Genomic DNA, 15,258 nt, shown 5'->3' with positions numbered 1-15,258 from the left:
ACGAGGTCTGCAAATCTATCGCTAGCCATATCAATCACCCTTTTAAATACTCTGTCAGACCCTTTAGAGTTCGCTTCTCTTGTGGGCTAAGGTCTGACTTCTCGCCTTTGCTGTAGCCCATCACCAGGTATATCTGTGAATCGTCATCAAACCAGTAGTAAATAACCCGGCCACCCCCGCGCTTTCCTTTGCTGCCATACGCTATACGTACTTTACGGAAGCCGCCGGTGCCTTGTATTACATCGCCTTTGGTGGGATTGGAGGCTATTTCCTGCTGGAATTCCCGGTACTCGTCATCGTTGACGTTGGCTTTTAGCCAGCTGGTGAATACCGGGGTTTCTATAAATTCCATATGGTGAAGGTACGTCAGTGGCGCATGGTTGTCAATGGCGCACCTGTTCGGTGGGGTTTACTGAGTGGGGGTTGGTTTGGTGAGCTTACTTGCTGCCTTGCAGCCCACGGTGTTTGCCTCGCTTTCGATGCAGCTTTGCACAAGCAGGGCCTTAGCTTGTATCGCTGTAGCAGCGTGATAGAGGCTCTCCAGCCCACCCCCGCCATTTGCAATAGCTGATTCAATTCTGCTTTTCATTAAGTCAGCAATGGCGGCTATTTCTGAGAACCCTTCTTTAGAAAGACCGTCTATCGTGTGAACGGCATCTGCCAGATCGGCGGGGCGGTGTTGTGTCTGGTTCGGCGTATTGGTCATGCTTAGGCCTCCTTGCCTTGTATTTCGTGTTTTGGGGCGTCAGTTGTGCGTCCGCCCCATAGAATCATTTGGGCTTGGTTAATGGCTCCCTCTAGGGCCCAGGTCGCATTGCGCAGCACATCATCATTGTGCCGCACGCCGTTGTCCTCGCAGAAGTTCGCCCCCAGGAGAATGCAGATAGATTCCGCGCGGGATAAGGCGCAACTGAGCGCGTCTATGTCGATATTGCCGTAGTCAGTGGGCGCGGTGCTGGTAAGGTAGTGTTCCGGCGTACCGTAGAAGTTTTTTTCGTGAAAACCGCTCATTAGATTCTCCCGGTAGCGTTGTGTTGAACGATATTGCTGCTGTCTTCCTCATAGTGGCAGCCCACTCGTTCTGCTTCGCTGTTAATGCAGTTTTCAACCTCAAGGGCTTTGTCTTGAATGACGCGCAGCGCGTTAGCCAAGTGTTCCATTTGTGCGGCTGATTCTGTGCCGTGTTTAATGTGGTGGATGGCGAGGCTAGCAATAGAGGCGATCTGGGAAAGCCCCCGCTGAGACGCGCTGTCGATGTTGTTAACGGCTCTTTGTAGGCGGGTGATGGTGTCTTGGTTTGGTGGAGGTGTGGTCATCTGTATACCCTTTCGTTTTAAGTTTGCAGGCTGCCAGTTAGTGGCTGGCAGCCGGGTGTCAACTAGAGCACGAAAAGTAGCTCCGGGCCTATTCCCCAATTAGGGTCTTGTATTACGCCTCTCCACCCGGCCATAACGGCACGACGCCTTTTTACAGGCGCAAAAAAACCGCAAGGCTATCGGGTGCGGTATACCGCTTTTCGTTTTCTAGTGAGACCAAAATAGCCCCCTGTACTCTGTTGTGTCAATGCTCTGCTGCTTGCGATGATGCTGCCGTTTACCAAGCGCGCGACTTGAGTTAAACGGCACGATTATTGCAATGTTATTTGTCAAATCCGGGAATGTCCCAATGCTCGCCGTCAAATCCGTCCCCGCCACTCTGCGTTGGCATATCGTCATCAAGCAGGGCAGAAAGCTTTATCACGTAGCAGTTCACGGCCTTTTTCCCGCTGCCAGGTAAGCGGACTTTCTTGGTTAAGCGCCCCTGTTCACTCCCTGTCTCAAGGGCTCCACGCTCGTTTAGAAGTCGGGCTACGTTGGTAACGTCAAAGCCTTTGCACATGTCTTGCAGGCCGTCTCTGGTGAGGTAATAGGTATTCTCTGTAGTATCGCCAAGCATTGAGTCTTGTTCGCATATGGTCTTTCGGAAGCCCCAGCGTTCCATTGTGCGGGGGGCGTGTTCATCCACCCTCGCATCGTCGTTTTCCCAGCGCGTGAATCTGGATTCGCCGTATTTAAGCAGCATTTCCCTAACGTGCCCGACTGCTTTGGCGTCTTCGAGGTTGCCTTCACCTCCCCGCAGGGTAAGCCAAGCCCGAAAGCAGCGTCCGGCGGCATAGGTTGCCCAGCCATGCTCCCAGCCAGTAATGCCAATGCCTGTGGCGTATTCTCCAGCGGCGGCTACTAGCGCAAATTTGTCGGCGGCTCTGTGAGCTTGGCCACTTGCTGCGTTGCCCAGTGCTTCAAACTTGAAGTTGTCTCGTACTTTTGCCAAATAGCTGGCCATCTCTGTACGGTCAGCCTTTACCAGCGCCTCAAGCAGGGCGATTAGCGGCGCCCCATACCAGCGGTTGGCATTATCGGTCAGTAGGCGAGAGAGAGCGGCTCCGCCGCCTTGGTCGTGGTCGTATTCGAAGTTCCCGAGTTGTCGCCGCGTTTCGGTGTCGCTATGAGGGTTGGCGGGGATGGTTAGTAGGCGCATTTCCATTCCCGCCTGTGGTTTGCGGTTGGCTTCCGCCATGTGGTCTGCAAGGGTCTTTTCTCCACTGGAGATAAAGATAACCCGCCATCGGTGCTGGTTGCCTCTGTTCCCTCCTGCTTCTGTTGCCCGAGACTTGCCCACGCCGCTACCCAGCGAGTAAACCGTTTCACCAACAATGCGAGGCTCTATCTGGCCTATTTCATCGAGTACCAACAAGCAGCCAGAGTGGGCGGCGGCCATCCCTTCAAGCGCATTGTCAGTGGTGCGCCAGGTCTTTGTATATTCGCCAGTCGCGGGGTTGCCGTATACGCTGGCCGCAATTTTAAGGAGGGTGGATTTACCTAGCGAGCTATCACCGACAAAGTGAAAGCCGCAAGATTCTGTGGCCTGTATATCGAGAAATGGAGCAGCGAAGGCAGCGCATACAGCGAAGGTAAGCAGGCTGTTTCTGGTGCAGTACCTCGCGATGTTATCCCGCCATTCTTCGACGGTGCCTGAGGTAGAAGCTTTGCAAAGAGAGGCGGAGTCGCTGTAGTAGTGGAGCGGCTCTGCTGGGGTGCCGATAACGCGATCTGGCAGCATAAAGGCATCAGACCCGTGCCAGCCCATCCGGTTGACGAGTCGCACCCTGTCGGGGGTGTCGTACCCCTGTAGGTACTCTCTGAGCTGGTTTTTAGCATCTCGGTGCGGTGCGAGTTTATAGCCCCGGTGAATCAACCCCTCAACAGCCTTATTGCCGCCCTCTGTTACTAGGTAAATACTCGGTATATTCCACTCCTTGGTCAGTGAGTCAAAGTCTTTAAATCTCACCAGTAGGCCCCAGCCCTCGCTGTTTGCATCACGGGAACGAGCGGCAACGTCAAGGGGGCCTCCCACACATTGATACTTTTCTTGCTTCTGGTTGAAGCAATAGAGGCCATCTGGGCGGGATTGGTAGCGGCCATTGTTCCTGTCTGGCTCGCTGCTATGTATGGGAGGTGTGGGCGTTTCTGACTGGATAAGTCCTTTGCCCATTAGCTGTGTGATGTGGTCAGCAGTCCATCCTAGTGCTATTGCGTCGGCGGCATCTGCTTTTGGCGGCCATGCGCTACTGGTGTTGCTGAGCTGTGCTTTTCCGTTTGCATCGAGGGTGGGGGAAAACTGAGAAAATAGCGCAAGGTTGATGCTCAGGAACTCGGCCACCCCCGCTGCGCCAAGAATTGCTCTTAGAGGTGGCACGCTATCGGTGCCTGCTTTGTCGTTGTCGGGCCAGTAGCGCACGTGGCGGCCACGTAATGGCGTGAAGTCGGCCTTGCTGATGGCTTTTGAACCGCTGGGCCAGGTCATTACTACCAGGTCAGGGAATAGCTGCTGCGCGGCATCGGCGGCTTTCTCGCCTTCGACCAGTAATACAGGGGTTGTGCTTGTGGCTCTCGCCAGCTTGTCTAGCCCATATAGTGGCCGCTGATTGGGTGGGGCTTTGGCGTGCCAGCTTTCCCGGCCTGATTTGTCTTTGCCGTAGCAGAAAGGGCGATAGTCTTTAGTTCGGCCACCCTCGGCATCGGTTTTATCGAAGCGTATCACCCGCAGCAGTATTTGTTTGCCGTCGGGGGAGAGGTAGTCCCACATAGCACTGGCTTCCCCCAGGCGAGGTGTGCCAGTGGGGCAGTGTTTCATTGCCGCCTCTGGTATTGGCCGTATAGGCGTAAAGTCTGGCGGGGATGGCTTGCGTTTAGTGGGTGCGCTTTCGGTGCGCTGGGCGCTGTTTGTGTAGCCGGGTGAGGGATCTATGCCAAGGAAGCTGGAAAGCGCCTTGCACGCATCACCCTGTTTGCTGCCGTCGATATAAGCCACAAGCGATACCAGGTCGCCGCCTTTGTCGTTGGTGGCAAAGTCACTCCACACGCCTGTGCTCAGGTTGATAGAGAACGAGCCAGCCCTGCTGTCTGACCGTGTTGGGTTGGGCACTACATACTCGCCGCCTTGCCGTTTACCTCCGGGCAGCCAGTGCTGTAGTACCTGCTCAATTGCTTGTAGCGCCCGGTCGTTTACCCTCGCGAAGTCCAGTCTCTTATTCGTCATGCTTCCCCCTTTCGGGGTGGAAGGAAGGCCACGTTCTCAAAACCCCGCCCCCGAACAGGCGGCAGGCAGAGTGCGTGGCGTCTGGCTGGCTCGCTTGGTATACCGCTGGCGGCGCGTGCCCACGCTATGGATAGGGCTTGATCGTTGCGTATGTCGTGCTCTCTGGCGAATAGTACCGCGCCACGTGGCCACACAACCAATACCGGCGCGCCTCTCTGGTTTGGTGGTCGGTCAATGTGAAGGGCGAACTCAGCCACACGCTTTGCGCAGAGGTCGCGCGTCGCTCGTTCTATATCGTGGGGGCCGTACACTCTTGGCTCATGGAGTATTAAGCTCGTTAAGCTGGGCGCGTCTGGCTCGCATTTGTGGCTCATAGAGTAGGTTCCCCCGTGGTGGCGGCGGGGATGGCTGCGCAGCTTGGTTCTGTAAAGCCGCTGCCAGTGAGGGCCTGGTAGCATTTAAGCGATTCTTGCGGGGTAGGCGACATAAAATACCGGCGAAGGCGGCAAGGCTCCCCGGTTTCGGTAAAGGCGCTGCCGACCATGTCCTCATGCTGTATTTCGATGCTGAGTCTTTCTGCGAGTGAGTCGATGATGTGCGCAATTTCACTATCGGGTGAGGGTGCGCGTTCCTCGCTGTCGGGTTCGGCGCCTATGCCCCATACCATGATCAGCGTTTCGCCACCGGCTAGCCAGTGCAGTATCAGGGCCTCTAGTGGGACTGGGTCAGGGTGTTCTAGTCGCCGAACACTTTGTGGGTCAATATTGCCGCCCTCGCCGTTGAACAAATCGCGTTGCGGGTCTCGGTACCCAAAGGCGAGCAGCATTCGGAATGCAAGCTGTAGAGACTCTGGTGATGAGTCCAAGGTGTAGACCATGAAGCGGTCAAGCTCTGGGTTGTCGGTGCGGATGATTTCAAAGCCGTACTTGTTTTTAAGGGTGCTGATAGTGCTTGGCAGGCTGTGCTCATTGAGTTCGGTTTCCGCTTGAATCGAATTCAGGGTGTTGCCGGTAGCCAGGTGGTGGAGCACCCGCGCAATTTTGCTTGGGTTTGTTGGTGGTATCAGCTCGCGTATTGCTTGGTAGGTGACTTTTTTCATTGGGCCACCCCCGCACGCTCGCTGGTAGGTGTGGTTGCCGTGCTGGTGGTTGATGCGAGTATTGGTAGAGTTAGCAATAAGGCTGTGGCGAGGGTGGCGAGAGGGTTGCTCAGGGCGTATTTACGCATCGTTGCTGCCCTCCTGTGCTTCACGCTCCTTGGATTCAATCCATGCGTCAACGCAGGCAGGGCGCCAGTAATTGCGGTTGCCTATCTTGATAGGCTTGGGGAATTCGCCAGCTTTCACCATTTTGCGGAGCTTTTCAGCTGAAATGGGCAGCTTTCGGCGTGCTTGTGACTCCTTGTTTCGGTTCCCCACAAGGTCGGTGGTTGTGTAGAGATGGGTGCTTTCTTGCATTGGTCTTTCCTCACTGTTCAGGATTTGAGAACGTGCCGCGCCTTGTGGTGCGGTAGTGAAGGAAAGGCTATTAGTGGTGCAGGGGTGTGGTCATGGATTGAGGGTCGCTAAAAACGATTGCTCAAATCCTTGATGCTGGCGCGCCCCTGTGGTAATGCGCGTTCATTATATTGGCGATTTCTGAGCGATCCAGGCCGCCGTATTCGCAAAAAAGGGCGTTTACTAAAGAATCGCATCGCTCAATGTTCATTTCAGGTGCTCCGTCATCCTCGCTAAGCACGTCGAGTAATGCCCTCAGGAACGATTGAGCCGGTTTCTTGCCTTGTCGTAATGGCTTCGTGTGTGGGCGCTCAAGAAAAGCTGGTGGCTGGAAAAACGGTATCGACGCTATTTTCTCTAACGAGTTTTCTACCAGGAGCCGTTGGCCTAAATCTGAAGTGAGCAGCCGGGGGTCGTCCCAGTCGCGCCCCCGGTAAATTACCTTGGCTCGATAATAGGTTGTCTCACCACTGTAGTGGATGAATCTGCCTCCCAGCTTGTTTGGCTTATTGGTGACGATAAATACTGATTCGTCTCGGCGCGATGCCTTCTGTTGGGGTGAGTCTTGCGCAAGGCTTGGCCATTGGGTGCTGGTTAGGTTTCGCAGCAAGGCGTTCAGGTTGTCAGTAAATTGTCCATCGTCTAGAAGCCGTTCAAGTTCTGCCGGGAATTCAGCGGGGTGGCCTGAGAACCAATCGACAAGTCTGTGGAGCTTGAGCGCACATTCAACGCCTTCTGAGGCCAAGCCAGCATTGAATAGCTGGCGTTCTTCTCTTTCGGCTTGCAGGGCGCGGGGGTCGAGCATCACCCAATAGATAGTCATGAAAAACATGCCGGCCTCGCCAATACTAAGCCCGTCTAGCACATCACCCCAGAACGCGGCTACTGGATTGCCGAGAAGCTGGCGCAGGTCTCCCAGGGCTTTGCCGATCAGCCACTCACCGGGGGGCGAGTTCAGTAGAACATCTTTCAGGAAGTCGCTGATAGGTTGTAGTGGTAGCGGTACGCCTTCAGAGAAGAGCCGGTGTATGGATGACTCCCATTTGACAGCCACATCGCTTGGCAGCTCTACCCGTTCTAGGAGGCGTATTTCGGTTTCCATGTGGTGCTAGGCTCCTTGCCGTTGGGGAGGTTTTGTTCCCACTACTTTCTCAAGTGGGAACAAGCTGGGAACAGAAATACCAAGGTAATAACTACTATAAATCATATACTTATTATTCATATTCCCAGCGTTCCCAGTGTTCCCACCACTTTTGGGGTGTCCCCGCCGTAAAATTAGCATTATTTCCCCTTTGCCGCTGAAATAGGTACCACGTTATCTATCTCTAGGCGCAGCGTATCCAGGTAATCAGCCCATGCTTGCATCATTTTTCGGCGGTTATCGAGGTGCCGTGTGCGGTTGTAGGCTCTGCCGTTTGCGTCCTTCACGGCGTGGGCCAGTTGGTGCTCTATCCAGTCCACGGGAAAGCCCAATACTTCATCCAGCAGGGTACGCGCCATCGCCCGAAAACCGTGAGGTGTCATTTGCTCTTTGGTGTAGCCCATCGTTCGCAAAGCGATTCTCAAGCCGTTGTCGGACATTGGCCGTGACAGGCTCCGGGCATTGGGGAATAGGTAGGGGCTTTTACCTGTGACGGGTTCCAGCTCTCGCAGAATGTCGAGTGCCTGTGTAGATAGCGGGATAATGTGGTCTTGGCTCATTTTCATTTTGCCCGCCGGTATCTCTATTCGCGCTTCATCAAGGTTTACTTCCCGCCACTCCATCTGGCGCAGCTCGCCAGGGCGGCAGAAAAACAGTGGCGCAAGCCGTATGGCGGCCATAACGGCGGGGGTGGCCTGATAGCTGTGGATGGCGGCCATAAGGCGCCCAACGTCTTTGGGGTCGGTTAGGGCGGCATAGTGTTGTGTGGTTGCTGTTTTCAGAGCGTCTTTCAGATCGGTGGCGGGGTTGGCATCAGCTCGCCCAGTGGCAATGGCATAGCGAAATATTTGCCCGGTAGCCTGTCGGGCTTTCTTTGCGGTTTCCAGTGCGCCTCTGTTCTCGATCTTTCGCAAGGCCCTCAGCACGTCGGTCGGCTTTACCGTGTTGACCGGCATTGTGCCGAGGGTGGGGAAAAGGTCTCGTTCCAGAATAGCGGCGAGGCGCTTCTCGCTGGTTGGCGCTCCGGGCTTCCGTTTGTGCCGCCACTCTAGCGCAATGGCCTTGAAGCTGTTTGCAGAGGCCTCCTGCTTGGCCAGCTTCGCGGCCTTGCGCTGAGCCATAGGGTCAACGTCATTGGCAATCAGGGAGCGAGCCTCATCACGGGCCGCTCTGGCCTGGGCAAGTGTGGTCGTGGGGTAAACCCCGATAGCCAGCGTTTTCTCTTTGCCCAGGTAGCGGTACTTCATTCGCCAGTATTTCCCGCCGGTTTTCTTCACCAGCAGGAACAGGCCCTTTTCATCCGAGACCTTAAAATCTCGGTCAGTGGGCTTTAAACCCCTTATTTTCGTGTCTGTGAGCGCCATAGGTCGTTAGATTTGGGGGTACCTGTGTTTTTGGTGTGCCGAGGTACCCCCAGAAGTACCCCCAAAAAATCCTTGGTGTGTGTTGGTAGTTGCGGTGTTGATATGGGTAATTATGGGCTTAATGCCCCGTAATGCAAGGCTTTGGGGAGGTTTTGGCGGGGTTGGGTGGTGTCGTGTTGGTAGGTGAGTGGTGCCCCGGACAGGATTCGAACCTGTGACCTGCCCCTTAGGAGGGGGCCGCGCTATCCAGCTGTGCCACCGGGGCAGAAATTGCGAGGCCGAGAGTTTACTTTGTACGGCCTGACAGGGCAAAGGCTCAGCGCACCAGAGGCTCGCTGTAGCAATGCTCGATATCCCAGGGAAAGTGAATCCAGGTTTCCTGGGCGAATTCCCGACTGTAATGTTCCGCCAGATCACGGGCTTGCGGTTTGGCGTAGATGGTGACAAACGTGGCTTTGGGCAATAACTGTCGGGCGATTTTGGCGGTGCCGCCAGTATCGACCAGATCATCGACAAGCAGGTAGCCGTCGCCGTCGCCGTCCACGGATTTGAGAATCTGGATATCACCCTGCTGGTCGTGGTCGTAACTGGCGATGCAGAGAGTATCCACCACACGCAGATTAAGTTCTCTTGCCAGGATGGCGCCGGGCACCAGACCGCCGCGGGCAATGCTGATAATGCCGCGCCATGATTTGTCTGTTAGATTTCGGGCGAGGTTGCGGGTGTCCCGGTGCAATTCATCCCAGGTGAGGTAGTACACCGGTTGGCTGTCTGACATGGTTGATCCTGTTGGGAAATAGCTGAAACGCTGCGATTTTGCAGCATGGCTCTCGGGTGGGCAAGCCCTTGATGCCTTATCGCGAAGCGGCAGTTTGGCTTCTTTTCTTTTTGCCGTCGCGCTATGATTTTGCGGCGCGCCTGTGTAACGTGACTTGCGTGATAACAAAAAACTCACATACAAGATGTAGCCTGGGTGAGTGGGTGCATGGAGCAAGTGGTAATGCCTCCTGATTTTTGGAACCCTGATAAACGATCCGCGATCGTGCTGTGGTGGATTGCACCAGCCGGTAGTGACATACCGCTGTGCGCAACAGATCTTCCGCCAGATATGTCGGTGCACGTGGCGACGGCGCTCGATAGCAGCGAGGACACACCGGCTTGCGATGCGGTGGTCATTGCTGCGGAATTTTCCCTTGCTGAGAAGCAGTCACTGTGCCGCAGCGCTCAAGAGCGCGACCTGCCGCTGCTGGTTATTCTGGCGGAGGGCGAGGATGCCGGGAGTGAGCTCGATGCGCTGAGTCAGGCCGGGGCTGATCTGCTGCTACCCTGTTTTCATCTCGCCTCGCTGCTGCACGGTTTGCGGCGCCTGGTCGAGGACCGTCGGCATTTGGCAGTGATGCGCGATGCGCAGGTTGTGCAGGACCAGGCGCGCCGGATGCTCAAGATCGCTCACTGGCATTACGACCTGGAGAACAAGCGCTTTCGCATGTTTAACGGGGAAGTGTTTGGCCTGGAGGGGCTGGAACACAGTCAGCTCGACCCCATCAGTCTGACCCGATCACTATCGGCGCGCGTACCTGCTGCGGATTTGAAACGCATTACCAACAGTTTTCGTCAGGCGATAAGCGATGGTCAGGAATCGCTCTGTCATTATCGCTGGCATCATGACGATGGTCAGTGGCGCTGGGTGGAAATGCAGCTGACGCGCAGTGATGGCCCGCTATTGCAGATCAACGGGCTTTGCGTCGATGTTTCCGAACGCTACCAGAACCAGCGTGAGATCACGCGGATGGCCTATTACGATCCGCTGACCGGCTTGCGGAATCGGGTGCTGCTCGAACGCTGTGTTGATGAGCTGCTTGCTGAAACCGAAGGCGGCAGCAGCAAGGTCGCCTTTTTCTACTTCGATATTGACCACTTCAGTCGCATAAATAATGTCCTTGGCCATGATGCTGGCGATGAACTGCTGCGTTTGTTGGCGGCGAGATTGTGTGAGCACTTTAAGGCCTGCGGTACGCCTACCGACGATATGCTCGATAGTCTCGCGGCGGGCTATTTTGAGGGGGCCGGGTGCAGGAAAAAAGGCCTGGGTCGCCTGGCCGCGGACTCGTTCGGTCTGTTTTTCCGTGTGGCAGATGAGGAGTCGGCCTGCAGGGAAACCGTCGATGCGATGGCTGATGAACTGCTGGCACTGTTTAACGAGCCGTTTCTGCACAATGGACAAGCCATATATCTCGCGGCCAGTATCGGTATCAGTGTTTCCCGGTCGGGAGACACTGCTCGGGAGCTGATTCAACAGGCGGATCTGGCATTGCACGAGGCCAAAGCCGCCGGGCGATGCTGCAGCCGCTATTATCTGCCGGATATGATGCCGCGCTTGAGTCAGAGTCTGCAGTATCTCGATGGTATGAAGCAGGCACTGATGCGGCGCGAGTTTTCGTTGTTCTACCAGCCTCGCGTCTCGGCGGACGGCCGTCGTCTTCTGGCGTTGGAGGCCCTGCTGCGCTGGAACAGTCCCGAGATGGGGATGGTGCCACCGGCAACCTTTATTCCTCTGGCAGAGGAAAGCGGCCAGATTGTCGAAATTGGCGACTGGGTGTTCGAGCAGGCCTGTCAGCAACTGGTCGCCTGGCAGCAAGGGCCCCTTGCGCAATGCAAGCTGTCAGTGAATGTATCGGCCAGGCAATTGCGAACGCCGGGGTTTGTCGACCACTGCGCGGACCAACTGCGGCGCAGCGGGGTGGAGCCCTCGCGCATTGAGCTTGAGATCACCGAAGGCGTATTGATAGACAGCCAACTGGCGGGGGATGCCCTGGGAGCACTGCGGGCTCTGGGCCTGGGGATTTCCCTGGACGATTTCGGGACAGGCTACTGTTCCCTCAGTTACCTGCTGCGTTTCCCGATAACTGCGGTCAAACTCGATCGCAGCTTTGTTCGGCAGATCAGTCAGGAGACCGAGAAGGCGGCCGTTGTCGGCGCCGTGACGCAGTTGGCTCACACGCTGAAGATGGACGTTGTGGCCGAAGGGGTTGAAGACATTGCGGACTGGCAGGCCCTGCAATCGCTGGGCTGTGACCAGATGCAAGGCTTCTATTTTGCCCGGCCAATGCCCGCGACGGAACTTGAATGCTGGCTGGAGACGCTGACGCCCTGAGTGTGAAGTGTCGTTAAAATGACGGTTTGTTGCCGGTTGGGGCTGTATTTCCCTTGGTGAGTCAATAAAATGACGGCTTCATTGTGCTCACCGACCATTCCTATGGCCCATTGTGCTGTTCAGCTATTTATCGCAGCGTCTCCCGCTCGACAGGCGTATTACCGGCAGTTGCTGGAGGCTATCGGTCTGCCGGGCTTGATGCTGGTTGAACGGGGCGACGCCGATGCGGTGTTGCTGGCAGAGGGCGGCGAGTCTTTGCTGGATGCCAGCTTGCCAGGACTTGCCGAGCCCGAATTGGCGTCGCTGTTGCCCCGTTGTGTGGGCACGGTAGTGGCACCGGAGTACCCCTCACTGTTGGAGGGCTTGTCTCGGTTGCAGAGCCTGCTGAACGAAAACGGGCCTCAGACGGGCGATCACCGCGATGGACTGGTGGCCATCAGTCCGCTCATGCGACAACTGAGAAATACCGTGGCGCAGCTCGCGGGCAAGCCCGTTACGGTAATGATTACCGGCCCTTCTGGAGCGGGCAAGGAGCTGGTTGCTCGGGCAATTCATCGTATGTCTGAGCGCGCGCAGGGACCGTTTGTACCCATCAATTGTGGTGCTATTCCCCGAGAGTTATTGGAGTCAGAGCTGTTCGGTCATGAACGAGGCGCATTCACTGGCGCGATTTCCAGTCGGGCGGGGCGTTTTGAGCTCGCCCATGGCGGTACGCTGTTTCTGGATGAAATAGGGGATATGCCGCTGGATATGCAGGTGAAAATTCTGCGTGCTATCCAGGAGCGGAGTTTTGAGCGGGTCGGTTCCTGCGAGAGCCGTACGGCAGATGTTCGGATTGTTGCGGCGACGCACCGCGATCTTCCCTCGATGATTGCTGACGGTCAGTTTCGTGAAGATCTTTATTATCGCCTCAACGTCTTTCCACTTTCTATACCGCCACTTTCTGAGCGCCGCGAGGATATTCCAGCCTTGATCGACAGCCTGTCGGTACGCCTGGCAGAAGAGGGCTTGCCACTGCCCCGATTCACGCCTGCCGCGCTGGATGCCTTGCAGGGCTATGATTGGCCGGGGAACGTACGTGAGCTGGCTAATCTGTTGGAGCGACTGGCGGTGAGCTACCCCGACAAGCTCGTTGGCGTGCATGACTTGCCGGGGTATTGTCGCGGAGATCGCTCAGCGTGGACCGCGCCGTCTGGCGGCGGCGAGCTACTTTCGCCTGACTCTGGGCTATCGCTGAAAGAAGAACTCGCTGCACTGGAGCGGCGCCGGATCGCGCAGGCGCTGGAAGCCTCTGGACAGGTCGTCAGTCGCGCGGCCGAGCGGTTGGGGCTGCGGCGGACAACACTCATCGAGAAGATGCGCAAATACGGTATCGCTGCCGCTTAGCAGGCGCCAAACAGCTCGATCCAATTGCCATCGGGGTCGCAAACAAAGGCAAAGCCGATGCCGCCGCCAAACGGGGTGACGTCTAATGCGATGTCGGTGCCGGCTGCTTTCAACAGGGCCACGGTTGCCGTCAGATCGTTTGCCGCCAGACTGAAGTAACGGTAGCCGCAGGCGGCATAGCCGCCACCGGGCACGCCCTTGGCGGGGGTGTCGTCGCCGTAGTTCACCAGTTTGATGATGTTGCCGCCAACGCGGTAGCGCTCCATGCTGCCGCCGGGAAACTCCAGTCTGCCCTCCAGCGGCAATGCCAGTAATTCACCGTAGAAGTGCCGCATCGCGTCCAAATTGTTGGTGACGATGCCGACTTCCACCGTTTCGCCAAATTGTGTGCTCATAGTTGCTCTCGTTATTGTGTTGATCGCTAAGGCTAGCAGATTGCTCGCCGGAAGAGTGTGGCGCGTGGCAGTGCTGTGCTATGTTCGGGCGCTGGTATAAAAAGTTGATCGATCCGCAGAGGTGAGCAATGGCAGGCGAGAGTGAAGTATTGCAGGAACTCCAGGCGAGAGAGGCCATTCGTGACCTGGTGCTGCGTTACTGTCGGGCGATTGACCGAAAAGACTATGCCGCTTTGTCTGCGCTCTACCACCCCGATGCTATCGATGACCACGGTGCGATGTTTAAGGGGCTGGCTGGCGATTTCATTGCGTGGCTACCCGAGATGCTCGAAGCCATGGAGGCCACGGTGCATTCCGTGAGCAATCACCTGATTGAAATTAGCGGCGACACGGCGGTGGGTGAGGTGTATTGCCAGGCCTATCACCGTTATCCGGGTGAGGAAGGGATGGAAGAGCTGGTCGTTGGTGGTCGCTATCTGGATCGCTACGAGCAGCGACAGGGTGAGTGGCGCTTCAGCTACCGTAAAATCGTGGCGGACTGGAATGAAATACGCCCCAGCCGGACCGATTTTACGGGGCCAATGTTTGTCGGGGCGGCGACGGGGGCGGACCGTCTCAGCGATCCCTCAGCCGCATGGTTTGCCTCGGATGGCGGTGTCTCTGCGGACCACTGATTTATGTGGTCTCCGTCGCGAGGGTGTCAGCCGCCGGCGAGTTTAACCGTGTAGCCTTTGGCTTCGAGCAAGGTTTTTAGTGCGCTGCGCTGGTCGCCCTGAAACTCCAGACAGCCATCTTTAACTGCGCCGCCGATGCTCAGCTTCTGTTTGAGCTCCTTGCCGAGTTTTTTAAGCGCAGCGTCGTCGAGATCCAGTCCTTTCACCAGGCTGACCCCTTTCCCTTTGCGACCCTTGGTTTCGCGAAAGATGCGCACGATGCCGTCGCCGCGACGTGCTTCCGCGTCGGCTTGTTTTTCCAGTGTCTTGCAGCGACATTGGGACTGGGGTTGCGAGCACTCAGGGCAGAGACGTCCCTGGTCGGTGGAGTAGACAAGACGTGACATAAACTTCAGCTTCCCGGGCAAAAAGGTTCAGGATCGGTATACTAGCGCCGAATTATCCAGATAGCGCTGTGTTCCATAGCTTTAGAAAGAGAGAGTGGTGATGACGGCTGACGAGCAGCAACAAATGATTGATCTTCAAACCCAGCTCGCTTTTCAGGAAGATTTGCTGACAGCGCTGGATATCAGGGTAACAGAGCAGGATGCCGAAATACGGCTGCTGCGCCAGCAACTGCAACAGCTCGCCCGTATGAGTCGCCAGATGCGCGACGCCATGGAAGAGCGGGGAATCAGCGAGCCGGGGCTGGCCGCTCAAATGGAGCGCCCGCCACACTACTGATGCCCTAGTGGCAATCAGCCTTTGTCGATAATCGCAACTTCATCTGCCTGGGGGCCTTTTTCCCCTTCGGTCAGCACAAATTCCACGACCTGGCCTTCCATTAGGCTGCGACGTCCTCGGCCTTTTCCACGTATGGCGCGAAAGTGAACGAAGACATCATCGCCATTCTCGCGGGTGATAAAGCCGTAGCCTTTGCTGACATTAAACCATTTGACTGTGCCGCGTTCGCGAGTGCTGGCCATCGCATCCAGCAGCGCGGGCAGGCGAGGTGAGACAAGCGTGGCGGCTAAAATGGCCGCAAAGATAACCGCCGCTGGCAGGGCGCTGGTAACGGCGATATTCAGTTGT

The 15,258-nt window shown here is 56.4% G+C and carries 17 protein-coding genes and 1 tRNA gene; 4 read left to right on the top strand and 14 right to left on the bottom strand.

The genetic code is table 11. The annotated features are described in order from the left end of the window. Nucleotides 1-34 precede the first annotated feature (34 nt). The 11 genes from AC5DB9_RS11220 to gpt all read right to left on the bottom strand — a co-directional run bounded on the left by AC5DB9_RS11220 (nt 35) and on the right by gpt (nt 9,356). The gene (locus AC5DB9_RS11220; protein WP_272990593.1) at nt 35-352 is read right to left on the bottom strand and encodes a type II toxin-antitoxin system RelE/ParE family toxin; all 318 of its coding nucleotides are present in this window, start codon (nt 350-352) and stop codon (nt 35-37) included. Nucleotides 353-409: 57 nt separating this feature from the next. Continuing rightward, on the bottom strand, nt 410-706 hold the full coding sequence (locus AC5DB9_RS11215; RefSeq protein WP_272990595.1) for a hypothetical protein: 297 nt from the start codon (nt 704-706) through the stop codon (nt 410-412). 2 nt (nt 707-708) lie between these two features. After that, nucleotides 709-1,011 (bottom strand): hypothetical protein, encoded by a 303-nt coding sequence (locus AC5DB9_RS11210; protein ID WP_272990597.1) that lies wholly within the window; start codon nt 1,009-1,011, stop codon nt 709-711. Continuing rightward, nucleotides 1,011-1,316 carry a hypothetical protein gene (locus AC5DB9_RS11205; protein ID WP_272990600.1) on the bottom strand — a complete coding sequence of 102 codons (306 nt, stop codon included), beginning with the start codon at nt 1,314-1,316 and terminating at the stop codon, nt 1,011-1,013. The genes AC5DB9_RS11210 and AC5DB9_RS11205 overlap by 1 nt, the downstream gene beginning before the upstream one ends. 322 nt (nt 1,317-1,638) lie before the next feature. Further along, nucleotides 1,639-4,578 (bottom strand): DUF927 domain-containing protein, encoded by a 2,940-nt coding sequence (locus tag AC5DB9_RS11200; protein ID WP_286847522.1) that lies wholly within the window; start codon nt 4,576-4,578, stop codon nt 1,639-1,641. A gap of 370 nt (nt 4,579-4,948) precedes the next feature. Next, entirely contained in the window at nt 4,949-5,677 is a 729-nt protein-coding gene (locus AC5DB9_RS11195; RefSeq protein WP_272990604.1) for a hypothetical protein, read from the bottom strand. 120 nt (nt 5,678-5,797) lie between these two features. After that, nucleotides 5,798-6,034, bottom strand: coding sequence for a helix-turn-helix transcriptional regulator (locus tag AC5DB9_RS11190; protein ID WP_272990606.1), 237 nt, complete (start codon nt 6,032-6,034; stop codon nt 5,798-5,800). Nucleotides 6,035-6,155: 121 nt separating this feature from the next. Next, nucleotides 6,156-7,175 carry a hypothetical protein gene (locus AC5DB9_RS11185; RefSeq protein ID WP_272990608.1) on the bottom strand — a complete coding sequence of 340 codons (1,020 nt, stop codon included), beginning with the start codon at nt 7,173-7,175 and terminating at the stop codon, nt 6,156-6,158. Between the two features lie 179 nt (nt 7,176-7,354). Then, on the bottom strand, nt 7,355-8,578 hold the full coding sequence (locus AC5DB9_RS11180) for a tyrosine-type recombinase/integrase (RefSeq protein WP_272990610.1): 1,224 nt from the start codon (nt 8,576-8,578) through the stop codon (nt 7,355-7,357). A gap of 188 nt (nt 8,579-8,766) precedes the next feature. Further along, a tRNA-Arg gene (locus tag AC5DB9_RS11175) sits at nt 8,767-8,843 on the bottom strand. Between the two features lie 51 nt (nt 8,844-8,894). Next, entirely contained in the window at nt 8,895-9,356 is a 462-nt protein-coding gene (gene gpt, locus AC5DB9_RS11170) for a xanthine phosphoribosyltransferase (protein WP_022957570.1), read from the bottom strand. 264 nt (nt 9,357-9,620) lie between these two features. Here gpt and AC5DB9_RS11165 point away from each other — a divergent pair, with 264 nt between their 5' ends. After that, nucleotides 9,621-11,732 (top strand): putative bifunctional diguanylate cyclase/phosphodiesterase, encoded by a 2,112-nt coding sequence (locus AC5DB9_RS11165; protein ID WP_272990612.1) that lies wholly within the window; start codon nt 9,621-9,623, stop codon nt 11,730-11,732. A gap of 69 nt (nt 11,733-11,801) precedes the next feature. Beyond that, entirely contained in the window at nt 11,802-13,118 is a 1,317-nt protein-coding gene (locus AC5DB9_RS11160) for a sigma-54 interaction domain-containing protein (RefSeq protein ID WP_272990614.1), read from the top strand. On the opposite strand, the gene AC5DB9_RS11155 is transcribed toward AC5DB9_RS11160, so the two are convergent. Continuing rightward, complete coding sequence (locus AC5DB9_RS11155) at nt 13,115-13,513, bottom strand: VOC family protein (protein ID WP_022957567.1); 399 nt, start codon at nt 13,511-13,513, stop codon at nt 13,115-13,117. The genes AC5DB9_RS11160 and AC5DB9_RS11155 overlap by 4 nt on opposite strands. Nucleotides 13,514-13,641: 128 nt before the next feature. Here AC5DB9_RS11155 and AC5DB9_RS11150 point away from each other — a divergent pair, with 128 nt between their 5' ends. Beyond that, nucleotides 13,642-14,187 (top strand): nuclear transport factor 2 family protein, encoded by a 546-nt coding sequence (locus tag AC5DB9_RS11150; RefSeq protein ID WP_272990618.1) that lies wholly within the window; start codon nt 13,642-13,644, stop codon nt 14,185-14,187. Between the two features lie 26 nt (nt 14,188-14,213). Here the strand turns inward: AC5DB9_RS11150 and AC5DB9_RS11145 are convergent, their stop codons facing one another. Next, nucleotides 14,214-14,573 (bottom strand): SUI1 family translation initiation factor, encoded by a 360-nt coding sequence (locus tag AC5DB9_RS11145; protein WP_022957565.1) that lies wholly within the window; start codon nt 14,571-14,573, stop codon nt 14,214-14,216. 100 nt (nt 14,574-14,673) lie between these two features. Between AC5DB9_RS11145 and AC5DB9_RS11140 the strand changes: the two genes are divergently transcribed. Then, the gene (locus AC5DB9_RS11140; protein ID WP_022957564.1) at nt 14,674-14,910 is read left to right on the top strand and encodes a SlyX family protein; all 237 of its coding nucleotides are present in this window, start codon (nt 14,674-14,676) and stop codon (nt 14,908-14,910) included. A gap of 14 nt (nt 14,911-14,924) precedes the next feature. Here AC5DB9_RS11140 and AC5DB9_RS11135 read toward each other — a convergent pair whose 3' ends face one another. Then, nucleotides 14,925-15,152 carry a cold shock domain-containing protein gene (locus AC5DB9_RS11135; protein WP_037508630.1) on the bottom strand — a complete coding sequence of 76 codons (228 nt, stop codon included), beginning with the start codon at nt 15,150-15,152 and terminating at the stop codon, nt 14,925-14,927. Between the last annotated feature and the right edge of the window lie 106 nt (nt 15,153-15,258).

This window comes from Spongiibacter sp. (assembly GCF_984394615.1).
The sequence above is the reverse complement of the archived record's forward strand: the minus strand, read 5'-3'. Positions and strand labels throughout refer to the sequence as shown.